Here is a 19,681-nt window from a genome sequence, read left to right on the forward strand (position 1 = left end):
AAGGAAGGGTCACGGTGCCCTGCCCGCTGGAGCCGCACCATGCACCGATCACAAAACATTAACACGTTCATAAAATTCTCTTCACATTACTGGGGGATATCGCCATGCCTTGGCGTTAACGGCCTTGTTGTCCGTCAACCAAGGAAGTTGTCCGATGAATCACCCGCTGTACGGCCGTTCGTCCCGCTCCCTGTCGCATCGCCCGCTGGCGCTTGCCGTCGCCAGCTCGCTGCTGCTGGCCACCGCACTGCCAGCCATGGCCAGCGAATCACTCGAGGCCTGGCAGCAGCAGCGCCAGCTGCAGGCCGCGTGGGCGCAGCCCGCTGCCAGCACCGCACCTGCAACCACGGCCACTGCAGCCGCCGCCAGCAGCACCGCCGTTCTTGGCAACCCCGGCGATCCGGCCAGCTGGCGCAGCGATGAATTCAACGCCGATTGGGGCCTGGGCGCGATGGGCGCGGACTACGCCTATGCGCGCGGCCTGACCGGCAAGGGCGTACGCCTGGCGCTGTTCGACTCGGGCTCCGCACTGGCGCATCCGGAGTTTGCAGGACGCAATACCTCCAGCATCACCATCGGTGCCGACTGTGCGACGCCGGGCGTGGTCGCAGGGGCCGGCGCCTGCGGGCAGACCCGCGGCGAACAGCCCGGCTACAACTACTACGGACTGGGCGCCGGCGTTCCGGCCTCACTGGCGGCACGCCTGATCGCCGCCGGCCAGCCCTATGGCTTCAGCTACGCCGATCACGGCACGCATGTGCTTGGCACCATCGGCGCCAACCGCAATGGCACTGGCATGCATGGCGTGGCCTTTGGTGCGGATCTCACTGCCGCCCGCGTGTTCGGTGACACCTACTACGAGTGGCGCCTGGACCCGGACAGGTTCTATCGTCCGCGCGCGGTGTACCGCACCGATCCGGATGATGCCGCCACGCTGGACATGTATGCGCAGATCCAGGCGCAGGGTGTACGCGCCATCAATCACAGCTGGGGCATTTCCACGCGCAACATGACCGCCGCCGCGCTGGACCAGCAGTACGCCAGCATCGGTGCCGACTACGGCGTGTACGGCAGCATCTACGCCAACAACGGCGATACCCCGGGCTCCACTCTCATCCAGGTGTGGTCGGCTGGCAACGGCAGCGGTGCGGTTGCCGGCATCACCGCCTCGATGCCGCGCTGGAAGCCCGAACTGGAACCGTACTGGCTGGCGGTCGCCAATGTCCGCCGGCCCGACGCCGCCGCAGGTGAAACCGACTACGTGATCGATGGCAGTTCCAGCATCTGCGGGGTTGCCGCCAACTGGTGCATCTCGGCCCCCGGTACCGATATCGTCAGCACCATCGTCTCCGGCGATATCCAGGGCCGCATCGAGAACACCTCCGCCTACGTGCGGCTGATCATCGACAGCGAGAACACCAACTACGTCTACGGCACCAAGACCGGCACGTCGATGGCCGCCCCCCATATCACCGGCGCCCTCGGCCTGCTGATGGAGCGCTTCCCGTACCTGGACAACGCCCAGGTCCGCGACGTGCTGTTGACCACCGCACGCGATCTCGGCGCGCCAGGCATCGATGCAATCTACGGCTGGGGCATGGTCGACCTGCGCAAGGCCATCGAAGGCTATGGCTCGCTGCGCGTGGACACCAACGTGGTGATGAACCAGAGGGCCGGCGGCCTGAAGGTCTGGGAAGGCGATGCGTGGGACAACTGGACCAACGACATCGGCGGCCCCGGCAAGCTGACCAAATCCGGTATCGGTTGGCTGCGCCTGAGCGGCAACAACAGCTTCAACGGCGCCGTGGTGCAGGACGGCATGCTGGAGTTGAACGGCGCCAACACGCTCACCTCGGCGGTCGAGGTCCAGGGTGGCCGGCTGCTGCTCAACGGCAGCCTGGTCTCCACCGCCCTGACCACCACCGGTGGCGTCAGCACGGTCAGCACCAGCGGCGTGCTGGATAACAGCAACCTGGTGGTCAACGGCGGCGTGGTGTCCTTCAACGGCACGCAGGCCGGTGGCACCACCACCGTCGGCGCCAATGGCCTGCTGAAGGGCGTCGGCACGCTCGGCAACACCCGCGTGGACGGCATCATTGCGCCGGGGAACTCGATCGGCACGCTGACCATCAACGGCAACTACGTGCAGGGCGCCACCGGCGTGTATGCGGCGGAGCTGGCACCGGGTAGTCGCAGTGACCAGCTGCACGTGACCGGCACCGCCACCCTCGGCGGCACCCTGGTCGCCCTGCCGGAACCGGGCGTGTATTACCTCGGCGAACAGTTCAACGTCCTGCGTGCCGACGGTGGCATCAGCGGCCAGTTCGCCAAGACCGACTTCAGTGCGTTCTCGCCCTTCCTGCAGTTCAGCCTGGCCTACGGCGCCAATGGCACGCGCATCGACGTTGCCCGTGGGGCTTCGCTGGCCACGGCTGCCAACACGCCCAACCAGCGTGCGGTGGCGGCCGCCGCCGACCTGCTGCCGATCGCCCAGGGCCTGCCCAAGCCGCTGACCCAGCTGTTCCCGCAGCAGGTCGGTGGCGTGCTCGATGGCCTCAGCGGCGAGCTGCATCCGGCCACGGCCATCGCCCTGGTCGAGGGCAGCCGCTACGTGCGCGATGCCGCGTTGTCACGCCGGGCCGGCGCCGCCGCACCCGGCAGCGACGTGGGTGATGCGACGGGCGCATGGGTGCAGGCCATCGGTGGCAACAGCAGGCTGGACGGTGACTTCAACACCGCCCGCACCGAGGCCAACAGCAACGGCCTGCTGGTCGGCATCGACCGCGAGTTCTCCGGCTGGCAGGTCGGCGTGCTGGCCGGTACCGGCCGTACCGACGTCAAGCAGCAGGACCGCCGCGCCAAGTCGAAGATCGACAACACGCACTTCGGTGCCTATGCCAGCCACACCTGGGGCGGCTTCGGCCTGCGCGGTGGTGTGGCGTGGAGCAAGCACGAGGTGAAGAGCACGCGTGAAGTCGCCTTCGCAGGTTTCAGTGACAGCCTGAGCGCGCGTTACGACGCCCGCACCCGCCAGGCCTTCATCGAAGCTGGTTATCGCTTCGGTGGCCCCGAAGCCGGGCTGGAGCCGTACCTGCAGGTGGCGCGCGTGGAAGTGGACCTCAAGCGCATCAGCGAACGCGGTGGAGCAGCGGCGCTGCAGGGCAAGGTGGACGACACCGGAACCACGATCGCCACCGCCGGCGTGCGCTTCGACAAGGGGCTGAAGGCTTCGTTCCAGCAGGACAGCTGGCTGCACCTGCGCGGGGGCGTCGGCTATCGTCGTGCCTCGGGGGATCGCAGCCAGGTCGCCAACCTTGCGTTTGCCAATGGCAGCTCCACGTTCGCGGTCAACGGCGCGCCGATCGCCGACAACGCGGTGGTGGCCGAACTGGGCCTGTCGGCGTGGCTGACCTCGCGCCAGCAGCTGGAGCTGGGCTACAGCGGCCAGTTCGGCAGCGAAAGCCGTGACCATGGTGCGAATGCACGCTGGTCCGTGCGTTTCTGATCTGTGCCTGCAGTGCGATGAAAACAGGAGGGGCGGCCGATCGGCCGCCCCTTCTGCTTGCGGGTGACGCTCTTTCAGCTCAGGCGCACAGCGCCTGCATGGCCTGCGCTGTGACCTCGACGATCTGCCCATCCACGATGTGGACGCTGCGACCCGCGCACGCCGCCAGCTCCTTGTCATGCGTCACCATGATGATGGTCATGCCGCCCTGGTTGAGCTCACGCAGAATCTCCATGACCCCTTGCGACATCTGCGAGTCCAGGTTTCCGGTCGGCTCGTCAGCCAGCAGCAGGGCCGGCGTACCCGCGATGGCGCGGGCGATCGCCACGCGCTGCTGCTGCCCGCCCGACAGTTCGCCGGGATAGTGCGACATGCGGCTGCCCAGTCCGACCTGGGCCAGTGCCGAGACCACACGCTGCCTGCATTCGGCTGCCGCCATGCCACGGTAGCGCAGCGGCACCTCCACATTGGCCTGGATGGTCAGATCCGGAATCAGGTTGAACGCCTGGAACACGAAGCCGATCTTCTCGTTGCGCAGCGCGCTGAGCGCCGCGTCGCGCATGCCGCCAACATCCACGCCACCGATCGCGTAGTGGCCGCCGGAAAAGCCCTCGAGCAGACCGAGGATGTTCAGCAGTGTGGACTTGCCGGAGCCGGAAGGGCCGGTAATCGACAGGAAATCGCCCTCCTGCACCGACAGGTCGATGGAGCGCAATGCATGGGTCATGACTTCACCCACCTGGAACACTTTGCTGACGCCTTGCATCCTGAGCATGGGAATTCTCGCTTGCAGATGGAAGCAGCGACCGGCCAAGGCAGCTGCGGGACTCACAACGAACGGATTGCCGACACCGGCGCGATGGCCGCGGCACGCAGCGCCGGCAGCAGTACCGCCGCCTGGCCCAGCAGCAGCAGGATCACCGCACTCACCGGCAGGTACAGCAGTGGCAGGCGCGGCAGTTCGTAGAAGCGCATCAGGGTCAGGTTCATCGCGTAGGCCAGCAGAGCCCCGGCCGCGATGCCGATGGAGACAATCAGCAGGTTCTCGATCTGGAAATAGCGCATCACATCGGTGCGCGTGGCCCCCAGCGCGCGGCGGATGCCGATCTGCTTGCGACGTTGCTCCACCCAGTAACTGGCCAGTCCGACAATGCCCAGGGCAGTGGCAGCCAGCAGTGCGATGATGACACCGCCCAGCAGCCCCATCATGACCCGGTCACCTTCGAAATGCCGCTCGCGCAGTTCGGAGATCCGCCGGCTGCCCTCGGCATCGAACACCACGTCCGGCGCGACACGGCGGATTGCCTGCTGCGCATCGCGCATTACGCGGTTCATGTCGCCGGCCTCGGCGCGCACCAGATAGCGGCCGGTCAGGCGCGGCCCCTGCGATGCGGGCACGATCACCGACCAGTCCGAGCCCTTGGCTTCACCGCGGCCGGGGCGGGATACGGCCATGTGCTCGACCACGCCGATCACCCGCAGCCGGGTGTCCATCGCCCACAGGCTCTTGCCCACGGCGTTTTCGCCGGGCCAGTAGCGTTGGGCCAGCTCCTGGGTGACCAGCGCCGGGGGATTGGCCGGCACCAGTTCATCGGTCGGTGCGAACTCGTCCGCACCGGGCATGCGCCCCCCCACCAGGTGCAACTGCAGCGCGTCCAGGGCCACGGCATCGGCCAGGTAGAAATCCAGAACACCGCCGGGCACCTGCTGGTCCTCGTCCAGGTTGACGCCGGCGCGTATGCCCGGGCTGCCGAACGGCATGGCACTGACCAGCCCGGCCGCCGTCACGCCGCTCAGCCCCCGCAATGCACCAACGACCCGCGCGTTGACATCGTTGGCGCGCTCGGCATCGATGCCGTCGAGCTGGATCACCCCCAGCCGTGACTCGTCCAGGCCACTGACCAGCTGCATTGCAGCGTTCCGCTCGATCATCAGGAAGATCGCGTTGCACAGCACGGCGCAGGCCAATGCGATCTCCATCGCGATGAGGAAGGTCGCCAGGCGGTGCCGGCGCAGGGCCGAAAGTACGATGCCGATCTGCATGGTGGTTCCTCTACAGAAGCTTCAGTTGGGCGATGGGCTGGACCGCACTGGCACGGATCGCGGGAATCAGGCTCGCCAGCAGGCTGGCCAGCACCGACAGCGCCAGGGTGAACAGCAGCATGGTGGTATCAAGCCGCGCCAGGTCCGCATAGGCCACCGGCTGGCTGCGCACCGCGCTCAGGCCGAGCCAGGTCAGCAACAGGCCCAGCGTGCCACCCAGTGCCCCCACCAGCGCGGCCTCGACCACGCACTGCAGGAAGATCGCCGCGCGGCTTGCGCCCAGTGCGCGACGCAAGCCGATCTCACCGCTGTAGCGCAGGAACTTCGCCAGCAGCAGACCGACCACATTGGCAATGCAGATCCCGAGGAAGGCGAAGGCCAGGATGGCCTGCAGCTTCACGTCGCTGGGTACCACTTGGTTGAAGTCGAGCCACTGCATCAATGAGCGCAGCCGCGTGTTGTCGGCGTGGCTGATCCGGCCCAGGGCCTTCTGCTCCGCGGCATAGTTCTGCAGGAACCGCTGATAGGCGGCCACCTTGGCGGCGCTGTCCAGCTTGACCCACAGGTGTACCCAGACACACGGCGCGGTCTGCAGCCGGCCGCGCTCCTCCGGCGTGGACCAGCAGGTGAACGGCACGAAGTCGCCGTCATTGATCTCCAGGCTGGAGGTCAGCGGCATGAACAGATCGTCGGCCGAGGCGAAGAAGCCCGACGTGTTGCCGCCGCTGAAGCGGCCGCCCCGCACCTTGTAGAACAGCGGCGAGGGTCGCCAGGGCGCGAGCACGCCCACGATGCGCATCGCGGTGTCCTTGACCCGCAGTGTCTGCCCCACACTGTCGCCCCCACCGAACATCTGCTCGTTGAGCTCCGACGAGATCACCACCACACGTGCGCGCGCGTCATCCTCCTCGCGTGACCACCAGCGTCCATGCGCCAGCGGCACCGCGAACATCGTCGCGAAGTCGGTGGTGGTGGAGATCGATGAGCGGATGACCGGTGGCGCGCTGCCCTGATCGGGCCGCAGCTTGACCGGATTGGCAACCACCAGTGTCTGCTGGTCCGCGCGCCCGGACGACCACAGGTCGAAGGCCGAGCGATAGTCCAGCACGTCGTACGGTTCGCGGCCCTTCGAGTTCGGGTTGGCATCCAGCTGGGGGTAGTAGAGGTCACCGCTGCGCCCGGGCAAGGGATCGCCGGACAGCAGGTAGACCACGGTCAAGGTGGTCATGCTGGCTCCAATTCCCACCGCGATGGCCAGCACCATCAGGGCGGTGATGGCCTTGCTCCGCAGTGTATTGTGCAGCGCCACCTGCGCGCAGTAGACCAGCCTGCGCATGCCCGCACCCTTTTCTGCACCCTGTATCGACTTCATGTCATGCCTCTCCCCGGACGTGCACGGGCGTGACCCGTGCCGGTTGCCACATGGACCTGCCAAGTTCGTGTACGTGATCGAATCGGGCGCGGTAGGCCTCGGCGCCGTGCATGATCATCACCAGCATGCGGCCATGGCTGCGTGCGAAGATCGCGTCCATCGCAATCTCGCGGCTGGCCGTATCGAGGTTGGCGACCGGCTCATCAAGAATGTAGAGGTCGGCGTCCTCGCCCAGCACCATCGCCAAGGCGATCTTCTGCTGCTGCCCTGCCGACAGGGTTTCCGGCAGGCTGTCGGCGATCCCGTCGCCGTCCATCCCCAGTCGCGCCAGCAGCACCGGATCGGCGCCGAGGTCGCGCACCTTCAGCGGAGGGAACTGCAGAGGAAGCGTGATGGCGCGGATACGCGCCGGTCGCAGCAGCTGGCCGGCGACGGGCTGGAAGTACCCGGCCAGGACGTTGGCCAGGGTCGTCTTGCCGCTGCCATTGTCGCCAATCACCAGTGCACGTTCACCGGGTGAAAGGGCCAGGGTGAAATCCGAAAACACGGGAGTGGCGCCGTACCCGTAGCCGATCGACGTCGCCAGCAGACCACCCTCGATGTGCGTGGCCGACGCCGCGGCTGCCGGCGCGGTCATGAACTCCGCCACCCGCACCACCACCACACCGTGGCTGTGCATCTCGGCAATGTTCTTGAAGATGCCGATGAGCGTCGTGGCTGAGCGCCAGAAGGCGTTCATGAAGGCGATGAACGAACCCAGTGTCATCTGTTGGCGGAACACGAACAGTGCGCCGACGAAGATCGAGCAGACATCCGAGATCACCATCGTCAGGTCGCTCGCACCCTGCAGGGTCCTCACCACCCTGAAGCGCTGGTAGGTCGAATCCAGCACCTCGCGCAGGCTGCGGTCATGGGCCTGCACCGTCCTGGGGCCCAGGCCGAACGTACAGACCATCTTGAAGGCAGACACGGCCCGGGTCAGCAAAGAAACCAGTTCGGCCTCGCGGTCACGCTCCACCACGGTCAGCTCGCGGATGCGTCGGCCGACCAGCACGCTGACCGTGGTGGCGATGGGAATGATGGCCATCAGCACCAGGAACGCACGCCAGGAGATGATCAGCAGGGCTGCGATCAAGGCGACGAATGTCACCGCCTGGGTCAGGGTGGTGCGTGCGACCGACAGCATCGGCACCACGCCATCCTTCACGTCCGAGCGGATCCGCGCCACATAGTAGCCAGCCCCCTTCTGCACCACCTCGTCATAACTGCGGCCATAGTAGGCGGTCAGCAACGAGGTCCCGATCCGCTCCACGATGCGGTTATCCACGCGCTGCTGCCACAGCGCGCAGCTGTAGTTGCCCAGGTTGGTCACCAGGCACAGCAGCAGATATGCACCGGTAAGCAGCAGGAAGCGATTGAAATCCTGCCGGCTGGCGGCCTCGTCGAAGATCGCGCGGATCAGCAGCGGATGCAGCAGCCCGCCCAGTCCGCCGAACATCGCGGTGGTGGCGGCCACCGCAAGGTAGCGCCCGCGGAGGGGGCCGAGCAGGATCGCGAAGCTGGCGAGGATGGCGCGCACACTGTGCCGCTGCGCGGTCTGCTCGCGCTGAAGTGGCTGTCCGGCCGGGTGCGGGCGCGCATTCATGCAACCGCCGCCTGCCCCACCCCGACTCCGTCCACTTCCCGTACCACCGCGCCATGCACATCGAGTGCATCCAGGAAGAACTCATCCGGCGCCAGCGTGTCGTACCGATGCAGGGCGCGGATCACTCCGGCGATGCCGGTACCGTGGTCGAAGGAAATGCGGAACAGATTCTCGCCCGGCACCGCCGCCATTCCCTCCTCCTCCTCGAACAGATACAGATCGACGATGCCCTGGTACGGTCGCTCCGCCATCTGCAGGTACCTAGGGTCACCGGAGTAGAGATGGGCGTCGACAAACACATCCAGCATGCCCGACAGGCCATACAACAGGCCGCAGAAGCCGGAATACTTGCGATGGAAGTCATCCACCAGCCGATTTACGTCCTGCCACAGGCCGTAACGGATCGCGACCTTGGCGATGCCCGCAGTCCCCTGCTCCAGATAGGGTTCATAGGTGTTGACCTCTTCCGGTGAGCTGGGGAAGGTGGTCACTCCGGTCTCCAGCTCGAAGCCGTAGGAGAGATCGTGTCGCAGTGCCTGCTCGCCAAGCACGCGCCATGCCGGATCACCACTGAGCTGCGACAGCCTCAGCAGGAACAGCGCCACGCCGGCCTGGCCGTAACCCATGCCGATGCGGACGCCACCTTCGTCCTGCCAGTAGGCACCCCGCTCTCCGTGGTGGACGGTGTCTGCAAGCCGCCGCGCCAGCGACAGCGCCCTGTCGAGATGCCCGGGCAGGCCGGTCGCGTGATGCATGGCCAGGTGCGCCATTCCGATACCCGCCATGCCGTGATACAGCGAGTGATGCGCATGCAACAGGTCACTGCCGTCAGCGCTGTCGAGCAGGCTGCGGGCCAGTTCCACCTCGCCACGCAGCAGCGCCGACCAGCCGATGCCGGCAAGGCCGGTGAGGAACCCCGGCGGTAGCGATGTGCGATCCAGGGCCTGCAGCTCCTGCGCATAGCGCTCCATCACCGCCGGCGACGGCTGATGACCCACCCCATGGAAGGCGTGGATCACACCGGTCGCCCCCAGACCAAGGCTCATCGTGTTGGTGGAGTGCGCGAACGGATCAAGTGGGAACAGCGTCCGCTCCGGCTGCAGCCGGCTGTGTGCATCCATGAACGCGAGCAGCCGCCGGATACACTGGCGCGGCGCCGGTAACGGGCGCTGCGGCGACGAGAACGGCGCCTGCAGGGTCGCCGGCTGCTGCAGCAGCTGTGCGGCCTCTTCCAGGTCGATACGGTCGTCCACCAGCGCCTGGATGACCTCGGCCACTGGCGTGTGCTGCCAGCCGATGTCCTCCATCATCACCGGCAGCACCTTTTCGAACAGGTCGGTACGGATGTAGGCCATGGCCATCAGCGGGAACAGGCAGTAGAACATCACCACTGCGGTCGCGTAACGGTCATCCCTGAAACAGCTGGCGCGCTTGCGCCCCTTCATGATCCGGCGGAATCCGGGCGTGTGGATGTCATCCCACTCATCGCTGCCGTCCAGGAACGCGGCCTCCAGATCGATCAGGCGCACACGCATGTCGCTGCGGTCGACCATGATGTTGGACGGCGAGATGTCACCGATCACCACTCCCACCTTGTGTGCGCGGTCGACCGCGCGAAGCAGACCGGTGAAGATGGTCACGCACATGCCGTAGTAGTCACTACCATCGCATGCGCTGGGACGGGCCTTCATCAGCGGCGAATGCTTGAGCATCAGCTCGCGAAGATCGAATGCATCCAGGCGCTCTTCCACCAGATAGCTGTTTTCCCAATCGGTGAATGCATCCAGGCAGCGCGGCGAGGCGCCCACCGGGCCCAGCAACTCCAGATTGCGTCGTTCGCGTGCCAGGCGGCTGGTGGCGTCGAGCCCTTCCCCGTGCATTTCCACATGGGGCCGCGCCTCCTTGATGACCACTTCCTCCCCGGTGACCTGATCCAACGCCAGGTAGACCCCGCCCGTGTTGGAGAACCCAAGCGCGGCCTGCACCTGATAGCGGCCCTCCTTCAACGTCATCTCGCCGGGATCATCCTCGCTGGGGAACGGGTCGGTTTCCCAGGCAGGCACCTCGAAATAGGGATTGCGCAGGTCGGGAACATGGCTGCCGTCGGGCGCGACCAGCATCGGCACCTTCTGGCCGATGAAATCAAGCCGGTACACCTGGCGCATGCCGCCATAGCGGTAATACAGGCAGCGGCAGTCCTTGTAGCGTCGATCGGACAGGATGTACGAGCCATCTTCGTCCTTCAGCGCCCCATGCAGCTGCTCGATGAAGCGCGTGAAGACCGCAAGGTCCAGCGGATAGAGCGTGATGAACTTGCCCGAGCCACCGCGTGGCCAACGCTTGGAGCTCATCATGCGCATCGTGTTCATGTCATTGGCGAACTTGAACTTCACGCGCTCGGCCAGGGCCATCCGGGTGACGGTGCGCAGCAACCGCTGGCAGTTGTCCTGCGTGGCTGAAACGTGGATCTTCCAGCCTTGCGGCGGCAGGTTGCCGGCGACCGGGTCGCCATGCGTCGCCAGGTGCGACCAGACACCGATGCGATGGATCGTCCACGCCATGCCGGCCGCCTCGATCTCCGCTTCAACGATACTGCGGAAATCTTCGCTGGGCCGGTACTGGTTGTAGCTCAATTCGTAGAACCGCTCGTCGCCCCCCACATAGGCGGCCTTGTCCATGTGGCGTGCTTCACGCAGTGATCGTTGACGCGCTGACATCGTCTCTCCCTGGTCGGTTCCACGGCTCATTTGCCCGGTGCACACATCCCCGAACGCCTCGCACATGCGCGATGGATGCATTGCGGGCGCTCCAGCCTGCAGGCATCGCAAAATGCGGAATGTGGATTCCCTGCCTGCTTCATTCGTAAGCACGGCGTGAAATCCGCCGGCTATCGCTGCAATGCAGCCGCCCGGAATGTCCCTGCAGATCGATGATTGCCACCGTACCTTGCCGCTACATTGCGCAGGCGATTCTCATTCCACAATTGACTTGACTCATTCCAATCGGCAATGCCATTTTCCATCCGCCACGTATAGACCGGGGTTCTTCAGCAACTGCAACAGGGCTTTGAGATTGCGTGGTGCAATCGCGCAGTGAATCATTTCATTGCGCAACGCGTGGGAGGCACGCATGCCTCCCGATCCCATGTACGACTAAGGAGAGTTGATATGAATCGCGTCCTGAATCTGCAGCGCCTGATGATCGAAAACCAGCAGGAAAACCTGGGCAACAGCTGCAGCAGCTCCGACAGCAACTGCTGCAACGGCTAAGCCTCTCCGGCTTGCCTGAGGTGGTGGTGCGCGCCCACCACCTCGACATCTGCCACAGCGTGATGCACCGCCACGTGGCAGGTCTCCATACGACGTAGAGATCGCTTGGCAGGCAGCCGTCCGCTGCCCGCGCTGCGCGTCCTGCATCTGCCAATGCCAGGACAGGCATCCCGGGGGGGGGATGATCAGCCAGCTGCAGCACGTGCTGCAGCCGTGACCATTGCTCGGCCCCGCTGCGACCTCACCACCATGACGGACGCTACGCAGTGCGCCTGCACGCCCGCCGGATCCAGCAATCAGGAAAAGACGCAGCATGCGCATCCTCGTGGCCATGGACGACGCCGAACTTGCACAGGCGCTTCGCAACGTATTGCAGAGCCGCAACATGCTGGTGGACCTCGTGGCAACCTGGTCACTGGCCAAGGCCGCGGTACAGGCCGTGGAGTACCGCGCCCTCATTCTCGACCGCTGGCTGCCCGAAGGCGATTCACTGAAGCTGGTGCAGATCGTGCGCGGCTTGCGTACCTGGCTGCCCATTCTGCTGTTGGGGCGCCACAACCACGCTGCCGACTGCATCGCTTGCCTGGATGCCGGTGCCGATGACTACCTGCCCACGCCGTTCGAGTTCGACGAACTGGCCGCGCGGCTGCGCGCGATTACCCGGCGCCTCGACGCTGATGCCAGCCACATTCTGAGAATCGGCAATTTCACGTTCGATTTTTCCAACCGCATGGCATTGGTAGGCGGTGCGCCCCTGAGCCTGCCGCGCAGCCAGCTGCTGCTGCTGGAAGCCCTTTGCGCCCGCCAGGGCCGGATCGTCCGCCATGAAGTGCTGAGTGCTGCCGTGCACCTGGCCGGCGCCGATGGCGGTACCACCGTGTTGGATCCGCACGTATCACGCCTGCGCCGTGCCCTGCGCTCGGCCAGTGTCAGCATCGAGTCCAAGCGTGGGCTGGGCTACATGCTGAACGACGACGCGGCCTGATCAAAGGCCATCGGCGCGGGCCGCAAATGCAACAGCCGGGGCGGTAAACCGCCCCGGCTGCCAGTCCCGCTGCTTGGGCCGACCGATGCGGTCAGGCGGCCTTCATTGCGTGCTTTCGCGCACGCATGACGTTATGGCATTCCTGCACTTCCGGCAGCAGCTGGGTCACTTCCTGGCGCACGGCCGGCGGCAGCTCGTTGTCCTGCAGCACATCCTTGAACGCGCCCAGCAGGCGGTCCTCGGATTCTTCAAGTTCAGCCACGTAGCCATAGTTGGTGTCACCGAAAGCGGCTCGAACCTTGCCGTAGAACTGCTGCATCGAACCGACCACGGTGCCATGTTCGGCCGGCTTGCCACCGCTGGCGGCCACTGAGCCGCTCAACGCTGCCACGATGCGGCCCTTGACGCCAGCGATGCGGGTGAACAGTGCCGACAGCTCGGCATCCTTGACCTTGGTGGCCGCTTCTTCATAGAACGACTTGCCATCGCGGGCGATTTCGATCAGGTCGTTGAGGCGATGTTCGATGGTGGACTGGGTGCTCATGGCGTCGCTCCTGTGTGCTCGAAATTCAGTGGAGAATGGCAGTGCATCTGCATTGCCTTCGACCCCACTGTGTGCAATCGCGTGTGCCAACCAGGTGAGCACGAATTGATGCACGCATCACCATGCGAAACACCTGCTGACTTCGTCATTTCAAACATCGTCGGCTTTCACGGAATCTGAGCGCGTTGCACGCGTTACCACGGTGCGGTGACGATGATCAGAGTGACCAGCAGCGCGATTGCCAGGATCACCAGCAGCACGTGCCATTGCTTCCAGGTGGGTCTCGGCTTTCCAGGCGTATTCATCGATGGGCTCCTGCGCGGGCGGGGAATGGGGTTGCCAGACTGAAGCGCAACGGCATCGCACAACGTCGACGTGAGGTGCACGTTTCGTGCAGACCTTGCTGGAATATCGGGCCGCATCGGCCTTCCGCACCCGTGCCTGGCGGCATATTCAGCAAGTACCACACCCGACACCGCCAGCAGGCTGCCACCCAGCACCCCATCCGCTGAGTGACTCACCCAGCAGCATCACCGCCAGTGCGGCGGTCACGATCGGCACCAGGTTGAAGAATCCCGAAACGCGCGCCGCGCCCAAGCGCGAAAGACCGGTCATCCAGCTGAGGGGCGCAAGGATCGATGCACACACCGCAGCGAAACCGAAACAGCCCACCGCGGTCAGGTTGTTCACTCCGGCAGCTGCACCGGCAGCAGGATCAGCGACGCCGCCGTGGCCTGCAGGAACAGTGACTCCAGCACCGTCAGCGGAATCTTCCGGCGCTGCATCAGCACGATGCAGGCGGCAAATGCACGGCCGAATCCGTGGCCGAGATCGCGCAGCGGCCTCACATGAGCGTGCGCACGCTGGAGCGCATGGCGCGCAGTGAACTGGGCATGTCACTCGGCGGCCGGCGTGGGCGTGTGAAGTTCGTGCGCGCCACCGAGGCGCTGTGCACACGCAAGCCGATCAGCCGCATCGCCGGGGAGCTGGGCTATTCAGGCGTCAGCGCGTTTGCCGAAATGTTCAAGCGGCACGCGCAGTGCACGCCCGATCAGTATCGGGAGCAGCATCGGGCCGGGTGAAGGCCCGCATCGAGGGCTGTCGATTTCCCGCCCCGTCGCTCGTCGGAACAGGAAAGGCAGGCCCATCGGCCTGCAGGAGCGCTCCAATGCCACCGATCCTCACCGCCTTCGCCGCCTCCCCCGACCGCGGCCAGGGCCTGGCCCGTGACATGCGCGTGCGCTGGGCGCTGGAGGAACTGGCCGTGGCCTATGACGTACAACTGCTCAGCTTCGCCGAGCTGAAGCAGCCCGCGCACCTGGCACGGAATCCGTTCGGGCAGATTCCCACGTGGCAGGAGGGCGACCGGACCCTGTTCGAATCCGGCGCCATCGCCCTGCACCTGGCCGAACAGCACCCCGGCCTGCTGCCGCGCGATCCGGACGCCCGCATGCGCGCGATCATGTGGGTGTTCGCTGCGCTGAACACGGTGGAGCCCCCCATCGTCGAGCGCTCCATGGCCTGGGTGCTTGAGCGCGAGCAACCCTGGTACGCGCAACGGCTGCCAATGCTCGATGAGCGGGTCCGGACGCGGCTGGCCCAACTATCGACGTGGTTGGCCAGGACAACGTGGCTGGACGGCGAATTCAGCGTGGGCGACCTGATGATGGTCTCGGTGCTGCTGCGCCTGAAGAGCAGCGGCCTGCTCGACGAGTACCCACAGGTCGCCACCTATGTGGCCCGGGCCACGCAGCGGCCCGCCTACCAGCGTGCGTTTGCTGCGCAGCTGGCGGTTTTCCAGGACGCCTAGCGCTGCGCCTCCTCCCAGGTAACAAGGGGCCAGCAGTCACGCAGGCCCCATGCGTTACTTCAATCGACGCGATCTCCAGTTCAGGTAGCCCCGCCAGCCAAAGGGAGCACTAAAAAGCGCAACCGCACCGCACGCCAGCAGGCCGTTGAACATCCAAGGGGTCAGCTCCGGGGAACCTGCCGACATGGATGGAAACACGAACCCGCATAGCAGTGCTCCCACAAAGGAAGTACCGAATATGACCGTGGAACCCAGGCCTGGTGAAACTCGCATCGATCTATTCCTCATCAGTTCCGGTTGCAGGTCACCTTGACCTCGGTCAGCCTGATCGTGCTGGTGCAGGTGACAGACTGATTGCCCGCCCCCGTCACCGGGACACCGATGTTGTTGAGCGCATTGACGAAGCTTCCCATATCGGTGGCATTCCCATTCGGGAATTCGAAGCGATGCGTAACGCCGCCTCGCCCCTCGCTCAACTGTGTAACGCTAAGCGGAATGGAGTTACCGAACCTGTCCTTGTAAAGGAGGGCGTTGGGCTCCCAGCGACGGTTGATCATGCTGTAGTTGTAGGAAGCGGTAGACCCGTCAGCATAGCGGATCTTCTGCGGCGCCCAGACATCGATGCCAAGCGAGTACGCGCCGGAAGCCAGGTAGATGTAAGTCTCGAAACGCTGCCCCAGATGCTGGCTGACCGCATCCCTTCTCTGCGGATTCTGGATGTCATCGTACACATTGGTCGGGTAGCCGGGCTCAGACAGGCTGATCACCGATTGAGCGACTATGCGCTTGAACTGAAGATAGTTGATCGCCGGTTGCTCGACCGGGAGCTCGTCGATGATGACGAAGGGTTCGCAATCCATCGCGCCGGGTTCCATTTCGTCGCAACGGATGCCGCCTTCACGATCACGCATGACGCTGAACTTTCGTGCCATGTTGCCCGATGGATTCAGTATGTAGAGGATCCTGTGCGACGGCATACTTCATGAGCATCGCGCGCCACACGCGATGTCACTACCGCTTTGAAGGATTGAGAGCGCTTGCCATACCCGGCACTTCTCCCTCAGCGACGACACTGTCAGTGCAACCTGCGCCGGCAGGCGGCCTGCACCAGCATCAGCTGCGCCACCAGGACCAGCATCGCGCAGCCCGACAGCAGCCACGGATCGATGTACCACTGTTCGTTGAAACTGAAGTCGCCGGCGGAAATGCGCTTCCAACCGTTGAAGTGCTGCATCGCCGCCACCACGAACGCGAAGGCGCCCGCGCTGTACGACAGCCAGGGCACCACGATGCCGCCCGGGCGCGCGAACAGCGTCAGCAGGCCCAGCACGCCGATGACCGTGCGCTGCACGCGGCAATATGGGCAGACATAGGCCATCCCGCTCCATTCCACCGCCCAGGCCAGCAGGCTGACCAGCACGGCCGCGGCCGCGGCGGTATACAGCATCGTGGGCGTGATCGTCCTGCCTGCATCGTGTGTCATCCCGTGCTCCTTCGTTCAAAGACCCCGGCAGGGTAGCAGCGTGGCAGGTTCAATCCTTCTTGAAGACCGTGCGCTTGCCGATCGGGCTGCCCTTGCGCGCCGTCGGTCGCGCCAACCCGGGAATCAGGAAGTCGGTGACCTTGTGGCCCTTCTGGATCCTGGAAGCGAGCCAACGCGGCATGCGCCCGCGGCCGGACCAGGTCAGCCGCTTGTATTTCGGGTCTCGGTATTTGGCGGCCACTTTGCCGGTTCTGCGCCGTGCCGGTTTCCGGCTGGGTGCGCCCGCTTCGATGGCTTCATCGCCAAAGAGTTCTTCGAGGGTATATCCCGCTTCCGCCGCGGCGGCTTTCAGCATACGCCGCACCGCGCTGGCAGGACGGCGGTTGGAAATCAGCTGCTTCCGCTGTTCAGCGGCAACCACCAAGGCGCCCAGCTCCCGCAGGCTGAGCGATTCAATATCGATCGTCATGCTGGAAAGGTCTACTGCCGCGCGGCGCCTGTCAAGGCGGCTTGCCCCCGCGTAGACACGGGCTTCACTGCGGGTGGGCTCCGATCGCCTTCGTCGGCCATCCCCGAGGACATCCCTGTGAGCACCTCATCGCATTCGCTTGCCTACCTGCTTGCGCGCATCCTGCTGATGGCGCTGTTCCTGGTCTCCGGGCTGGGCAAGCTCGGCGATCTCAGCGGCACCCAGGCCTATATGGAAGCCATGGGCGTGCCCGGCATCCTGCTGTGGCCAACGGTCGCCTTCGAGATCGGCAGTGGCCTGTGCATCCTGCTTGGCTTCCAGACCCGGCTGGTGTCGATCGTGCTGGTGGGCTTCAGCCTGGTCACCGCTTTCATCTTCCACCACAACTTCGCCGACCAGACCCAGCAGATCATGTTCCTGAAGAACCTGGGGCTGGCCGGTGGGTTCCTGCTGCTGGCCTGCACCGGGGCCGGGCGCTACAGCATCGACGGGCGCGGTCGGCGCGGGTAAGCCTCGATTCGGAGTGTGCACGCGCTAGCGGCGAAGTTCGGCCTCTGGCGCCAGCGTGTGGATCACCTTGCCCTGTGCATGCAGGTACTCGATGGCACCGTAACCCTCGGCTGTGAGGGTCCGGCCACATTGAAGGCGCGCTTGTACTGCAGGCCATCGATGATCGGCGCCGGCGTCTTGACCTGGGTGATTCGCCAGCGTCGGACGCGAATGCCCGAACGCATTGCGATGCAGCCAGAACGAAGAACGCACAAGCACTGCGCATCATGCGATCTCCTGTCGGGATCGGAATCAACATCCGCACGCCCAGCATGCCTGTGGTCGACGACCCCGCGCGGTGACACCGGCATGCTGGCGATGGGTCGACACCATCCCGTCAACCACGCCCCCCGACGTCGGCCTTCCCCCTGTGCACGCCGCCGGATACGGAAATGATCCCGGCATGCGGACGGGGACATGCCGACAATGCTCTGGAACACCTTGAGGAAGGCGCTCACGTCGTCGTATCCAACTCTCACTCGCGCGGCGTTGGATTACCTGTCCCGCTGCGAGTCCGCACCGTCACTCGAATTCTTAACTCTTCAGAATTCGACCAAGCCACCTTTGTCCCAGATGGCCCACAAAACAGCATGATGGCGCCCTACGGATTCAGGGATTTCGTTCATCTTCATGCGTGACATCGGACAGTTCTACGTAATCAGCGTCGAGGGAGTGACGCGGGCAGACGGCACCCTGCTGCAGGTCACCCGAATCGATTGCTCCTGCATCAAGTGTTCCTGGCAGTTCAGGGCCATTCCCAACCATGGCCTTGTCGATCTCGACGGTGCGGCCGCCCTCAGTTGCCCAACCTGCGGCAATCACCAGTCAGTCAGCCGCGCACGGCTTGAAGAGCTCAATCGACGCAGCGACGAATAGCCTGCACTTCAACCATCCATCAACACAGCACCGACACGACCGATACCCGGTGGGCCCTATCGTTCGTCAACAAGCACCCCCCGGCATTCCCATGAGTCATACCGGCATTTTTCAGATCACCGATCTCACCTACAAGGCTGGGGAGCAGGGCGACCTGGCCCGCGCACTGCAGATCGTCGCCACCTGCACCGCCTGCGGATCGACGAGCGTGTGGGACGAGCATGAGATGGAACACGTTGCCGGTGGAACCGTGCTGTCATGCCGTGGCTGTGGTGTCCGCCAGGCCATCAGCAACGCGCGCCTTTCTGGCTGCGCTTCCGACATCCGCCATCCGCGCCGCTGAGCGGCGCGCAGTTCGTACTGCGTAGCCGCCGGCAGGGGCAGTCGTTCACTCGGCTTTTACAACGCTGCGACGTTTCAAGCGACAACGCGCACTGATGCATCTGCCTGCATCCAAGGGCCGCGCCAGCGCGTATGTAGGATGCCCGCGCCTTGCGGGCATCCTATAGAGGAACGCGCCGTGAAAGCCCTTCAGCGGATAGCCGCCACAGTCAGCTTCGCCGTACTCGTCTCAGCCACTTCAATGAGCTTCGCCGCCAGTACCGTGATGGTCGGCGGAGCGGAGATGTATCCCACCAGGACCATCGTCCAGAACGCCATCAACTCCAAGGACCACACGACCCTGGTCGCTGCGGTCAAGGCAGCGGGCCTGGTCGATACCCTCAATGGCGTCGGCCCCTTCACCGTCTTCGCGCCCACCAATGCAGCCTTCAGCAAGCTGCCCGCAGGTACGGTCGATACGCTGGTGAAACCTGAAAACAAGGCACAACTGACCAAGATCCTGACCTACCACGTGGTGCCAGGCAATTACAGTTCAGCGCAGCTGATGGCCGATGCCAGGAAGCACGGCGGCAAGGCGACGCTGAAGACCGTTGAAGGTGAATCCCTCACCGTCGCACTGCATGACGGCAAGCTGTGGGTCATCGATGCCAAGGGCGGCAAGGCGGGGATCAGCATCGCCGACGTCGGCCAGTCCAATGGCGTGATCCACGTGATCGACACGGTGTTGATGCCGAAGTAGTTGCAAGCAGCAGGACGTCCACATGCGCGGCAGCCGCATGGCGGCTGCCG

General features: G+C 64.8%; 18 protein-coding genes and 1 pseudogene. 9 read left to right on the forward strand and 10 right to left on the reverse strand.

Annotated elements, in window-relative coordinates; all coding sequences use genetic code 11:
* The first annotated feature begins 154 nt into the window (after positions 1–154).
* Positions 155–3,505 (forward strand): autotransporter domain-containing protein, encoded by a 3,351-nt coding sequence (locus tag AC5P5W_RS08255; protein WP_197574305.1) that lies wholly within the window; start codon positions 155–157, stop codon positions 3,503–3,505.
* A gap of 79 nt (positions 3,506–3,584) precedes the next feature.
* Here AC5P5W_RS08255 and AC5P5W_RS08260 read toward each other — a convergent pair whose 3' ends face one another.
* From AC5P5W_RS08260 to lanKC, 5 genes are read right to left on the reverse strand one after another with little or no spacing between them, the layout of a single operon-like run.
* On the reverse strand, positions 3,585–4,280 hold the full coding sequence (locus tag AC5P5W_RS08260) for an ABC transporter ATP-binding protein (RefSeq protein WP_032958346.1): 696 nt from the start codon (positions 4,278–4,280) through the stop codon (positions 3,585–3,587).
* Positions 4,281–4,333: 53 nt separating this feature from the next.
* On the reverse strand, positions 4,334–5,548 hold the full coding sequence (locus AC5P5W_RS08265) for an ABC transporter permease (protein WP_197574304.1): 1,215 nt from the start codon (positions 5,546–5,548) through the stop codon (positions 4,334–4,336).
* Positions 5,549–5,558: 10 nt separating this feature from the next.
* Positions 5,559–6,920: an ABC transporter permease gene (locus tag AC5P5W_RS08270; protein WP_425604375.1), complete on the reverse strand. Its 1,362-nt coding sequence runs from the start codon at positions 6,918–6,920 to the stop codon at positions 5,559–5,561.
* Position 6,921: 1 nt separating this feature from the next.
* Positions 6,922–8,565 (reverse strand): ABC transporter transmembrane domain-containing protein, encoded by a 1,644-nt coding sequence (locus tag AC5P5W_RS08275; protein WP_014648531.1) that lies wholly within the window; start codon positions 8,563–8,565, stop codon positions 6,922–6,924.
* The gene (gene lanKC, locus AC5P5W_RS08280) at positions 8,562–11,282 is read right to left on the reverse strand and encodes a class III lanthionine synthetase LanKC (protein WP_197574303.1); all 2,721 of its coding nucleotides are present in this window, start codon (positions 11,280–11,282) and stop codon (positions 8,562–8,564) included. The genes AC5P5W_RS08275 and lanKC overlap by 4 nt, the downstream gene beginning before the upstream one ends.
* A 450-nt stretch (positions 11,283–11,732) precedes the next feature.
* On the opposite strand from lanKC, the gene AC5P5W_RS08285 reads away from it, so the two are divergent.
* Both AC5P5W_RS08285 and AC5P5W_RS08290 read left to right on the forward strand, forming a co-directional pair.
* Entirely contained in the window at positions 11,733–11,834 is a 102-nt protein-coding gene (locus AC5P5W_RS08285) for a class III lanthipeptide (RefSeq protein WP_014038605.1), read from the forward strand.
* A 313-nt stretch (positions 11,835–12,147) separates the two neighbouring features.
* The gene (locus AC5P5W_RS08290; RefSeq protein WP_197574302.1) at positions 12,148–12,819 is read left to right on the forward strand and encodes a response regulator; all 672 of its coding nucleotides are present in this window, start codon (positions 12,148–12,150) and stop codon (positions 12,817–12,819) included.
* A 91-nt stretch (positions 12,820–12,910) separates the two neighbouring features.
* Here AC5P5W_RS08290 and AC5P5W_RS08295 read toward each other — a convergent pair whose 3' ends face one another.
* Both AC5P5W_RS08295 and AC5P5W_RS08300 read right to left on the reverse strand, forming a co-directional pair.
* Positions 12,911–13,363, reverse strand: coding sequence for a PA2169 family four-helix-bundle protein (locus AC5P5W_RS08295; RefSeq protein ID WP_014648535.1), 453 nt, complete (start codon positions 13,361–13,363; stop codon positions 12,911–12,913).
* A gap of 453 nt (positions 13,364–13,816) precedes the next feature.
* Complete coding sequence (locus AC5P5W_RS08300) at positions 13,817–14,053, reverse strand: EamA family transporter (protein ID WP_227864594.1); 237 nt, start codon at positions 14,051–14,053, stop codon at positions 13,817–13,819.
* A gap of 122 nt (positions 14,054–14,175) precedes the next feature.
* Between AC5P5W_RS08300 and AC5P5W_RS08305 the strand changes: the two are divergent.
* Both AC5P5W_RS08305 and AC5P5W_RS08310 read left to right on the forward strand, forming a co-directional pair.
* Positions 14,176–14,445 (forward strand): annotated as a pseudogene (locus tag AC5P5W_RS08305) (helix-turn-helix domain-containing protein); the annotation flags it as partial.
* Between the two features lie 86 nt (positions 14,446–14,531).
* A complete protein-coding gene (locus tag AC5P5W_RS08310) occupies positions 14,532–15,173 on the forward strand; it encodes a glutathione S-transferase family protein (RefSeq protein ID WP_046432704.1) in 642 nt (213 codons plus the stop codon).
* Between the two features lie 287 nt (positions 15,174–15,460).
* Here the strand turns inward: AC5P5W_RS08310 and AC5P5W_RS08315 are convergent, their stop codons facing one another.
* The 3 genes from AC5P5W_RS08315 to AC5P5W_RS08325 form a co-directional block, all read right to left on the reverse strand.
* Positions 15,461–16,084, reverse strand: coding sequence for a hypothetical protein (locus AC5P5W_RS08315; RefSeq protein ID WP_495221029.1), 624 nt, complete (start codon positions 16,082–16,084; stop codon positions 15,461–15,463).
* Positions 16,085–16,248: 164 nt separating this feature from the next.
* The gene (locus AC5P5W_RS08320) at positions 16,249–16,656 is read right to left on the reverse strand and encodes a hypothetical protein (RefSeq protein ID WP_197574300.1); all 408 of its coding nucleotides are present in this window, start codon (positions 16,654–16,656) and stop codon (positions 16,249–16,251) included.
* 49 nt (positions 16,657–16,705) lie between these two features.
* Positions 16,706–17,125, reverse strand: a complete 420-nt coding sequence (locus AC5P5W_RS08325) for an H-NS family nucleoid-associated regulatory protein (RefSeq protein WP_197574299.1) — start codon at positions 17,123–17,125, stop codon at positions 16,706–16,708.
* 117 nt (positions 17,126–17,242) lie between these two features.
* Between AC5P5W_RS08325 and AC5P5W_RS08330 the strand changes: the two genes are divergently transcribed.
* From AC5P5W_RS08330 to AC5P5W_RS08345, 4 genes are all read left to right on the forward strand, one after another.
* Positions 17,243–17,635 (forward strand): DoxX family protein, encoded by a 393-nt coding sequence (locus AC5P5W_RS08330; protein ID WP_032958324.1) that lies wholly within the window; start codon positions 17,243–17,245, stop codon positions 17,633–17,635.
* A gap of 669 nt (positions 17,636–18,304) precedes the next feature.
* Complete coding sequence (locus AC5P5W_RS08335; RefSeq protein ID WP_014648541.1) at positions 18,305–18,550, forward strand: hypothetical protein; 246 nt, start codon at positions 18,305–18,307, stop codon at positions 18,548–18,550.
* 91 nt (positions 18,551–18,641) lie between these two features.
* Entirely contained in the window at positions 18,642–18,893 is a 252-nt protein-coding gene (locus AC5P5W_RS08340; RefSeq protein WP_014648542.1) for a hypothetical protein, read from the forward strand.
* 177 nt (positions 18,894–19,070) lie between these two features.
* Positions 19,071–19,631, forward strand: coding sequence for a fasciclin domain-containing protein (locus AC5P5W_RS08345; protein WP_046432710.1), 561 nt, complete (start codon positions 19,071–19,073; stop codon positions 19,629–19,631).
* The last annotated feature ends 50 nt before the right edge of the window (positions 19,632–19,681 follow it).

It is taken from the genome of Stenotrophomonas sp. YJH_SMC_123 (assembly GCF_059368215.1).

Bases quoted from the DNA above. Each gene is read 5' to 3' on its own strand.
- AC5P5W_RS08255 (WP_197574305.1), top strand. From the start codon at position 155: ATGAATCACCCGCTGTACGGCCGTTCGTCCCGCTCCCTGTCGCATCGC.
- AC5P5W_RS08260 (WP_032958346.1), bottom strand. From the start codon at position 4,280: ATGCTCAGGATGCAAGGCGTCAGCAAAGTGTTCCAGGTGGGTGAAGTC.
- AC5P5W_RS08265 (WP_197574304.1), bottom strand. From the start codon at position 5,548: ATGCAGATCGGCATCGTACTTTCGGCCCTGCGCCGGCACCGCCTGGCG.
- AC5P5W_RS08270 (WP_425604375.1), bottom strand. From the start codon at position 6,920: ATGAAGTCGATACAGGGTGCAGAAAAGGGTGCGGGCATGCGCAGGCTG.
- AC5P5W_RS08275 (WP_014648531.1), bottom strand. From the start codon at position 8,565: ATGAATGCGCGCCCGCACCCGGCCGGACAGCCACTTCAGCGCGAGCAG.
- lanKC (WP_197574303.1), bottom strand. From the start codon at position 11,282: ATGTCAGCGCGTCAACGATCACTGCGTGAAGCACGCCACATGGACAAG.
- AC5P5W_RS08285 (WP_014038605.1), top strand. From the start codon at position 11,733: ATGAATCGCGTCCTGAATCTGCAGCGCCTGATGATCGAAAACCAGCAG.
- AC5P5W_RS08290 (WP_197574302.1), top strand. From the start codon at position 12,148: ATGCGCATCCTCGTGGCCATGGACGACGCCGAACTTGCACAGGCGCTT.
- AC5P5W_RS08295 (WP_014648535.1), bottom strand. From the start codon at position 13,363: ATGAGCACCCAGTCCACCATCGAACATCGCCTCAACGACCTGATCGAA.
- AC5P5W_RS08310 (WP_046432704.1), top strand. From the start codon at position 14,532: ATGCCACCGATCCTCACCGCCTTCGCCGCCTCCCCCGACCGCGGCCAG.
- AC5P5W_RS08315 (WP_495221029.1), bottom strand. From the start codon at position 16,084: ATGCGTGATCGTGAAGGCGGCATCCGTTGCGACGAAATGGAACCCGGC.
- AC5P5W_RS08320 (WP_197574300.1), bottom strand. From the start codon at position 16,656: ATGACACACGATGCAGGCAGGACGATCACGCCCACGATGCTGTATACC.
- AC5P5W_RS08325 (WP_197574299.1), bottom strand. From the start codon at position 17,125: ATGACGATCGATATTGAATCGCTCAGCCTGCGGGAGCTGGGCGCCTTG.
- AC5P5W_RS08335 (WP_014648541.1), top strand. From the start codon at position 18,305: ATGCGTGACATCGGACAGTTCTACGTAATCAGCGTCGAGGGAGTGACG.
- AC5P5W_RS08340 (WP_014648542.1), top strand. From the start codon at position 18,642: ATGAGTCATACCGGCATTTTTCAGATCACCGATCTCACCTACAAGGCT.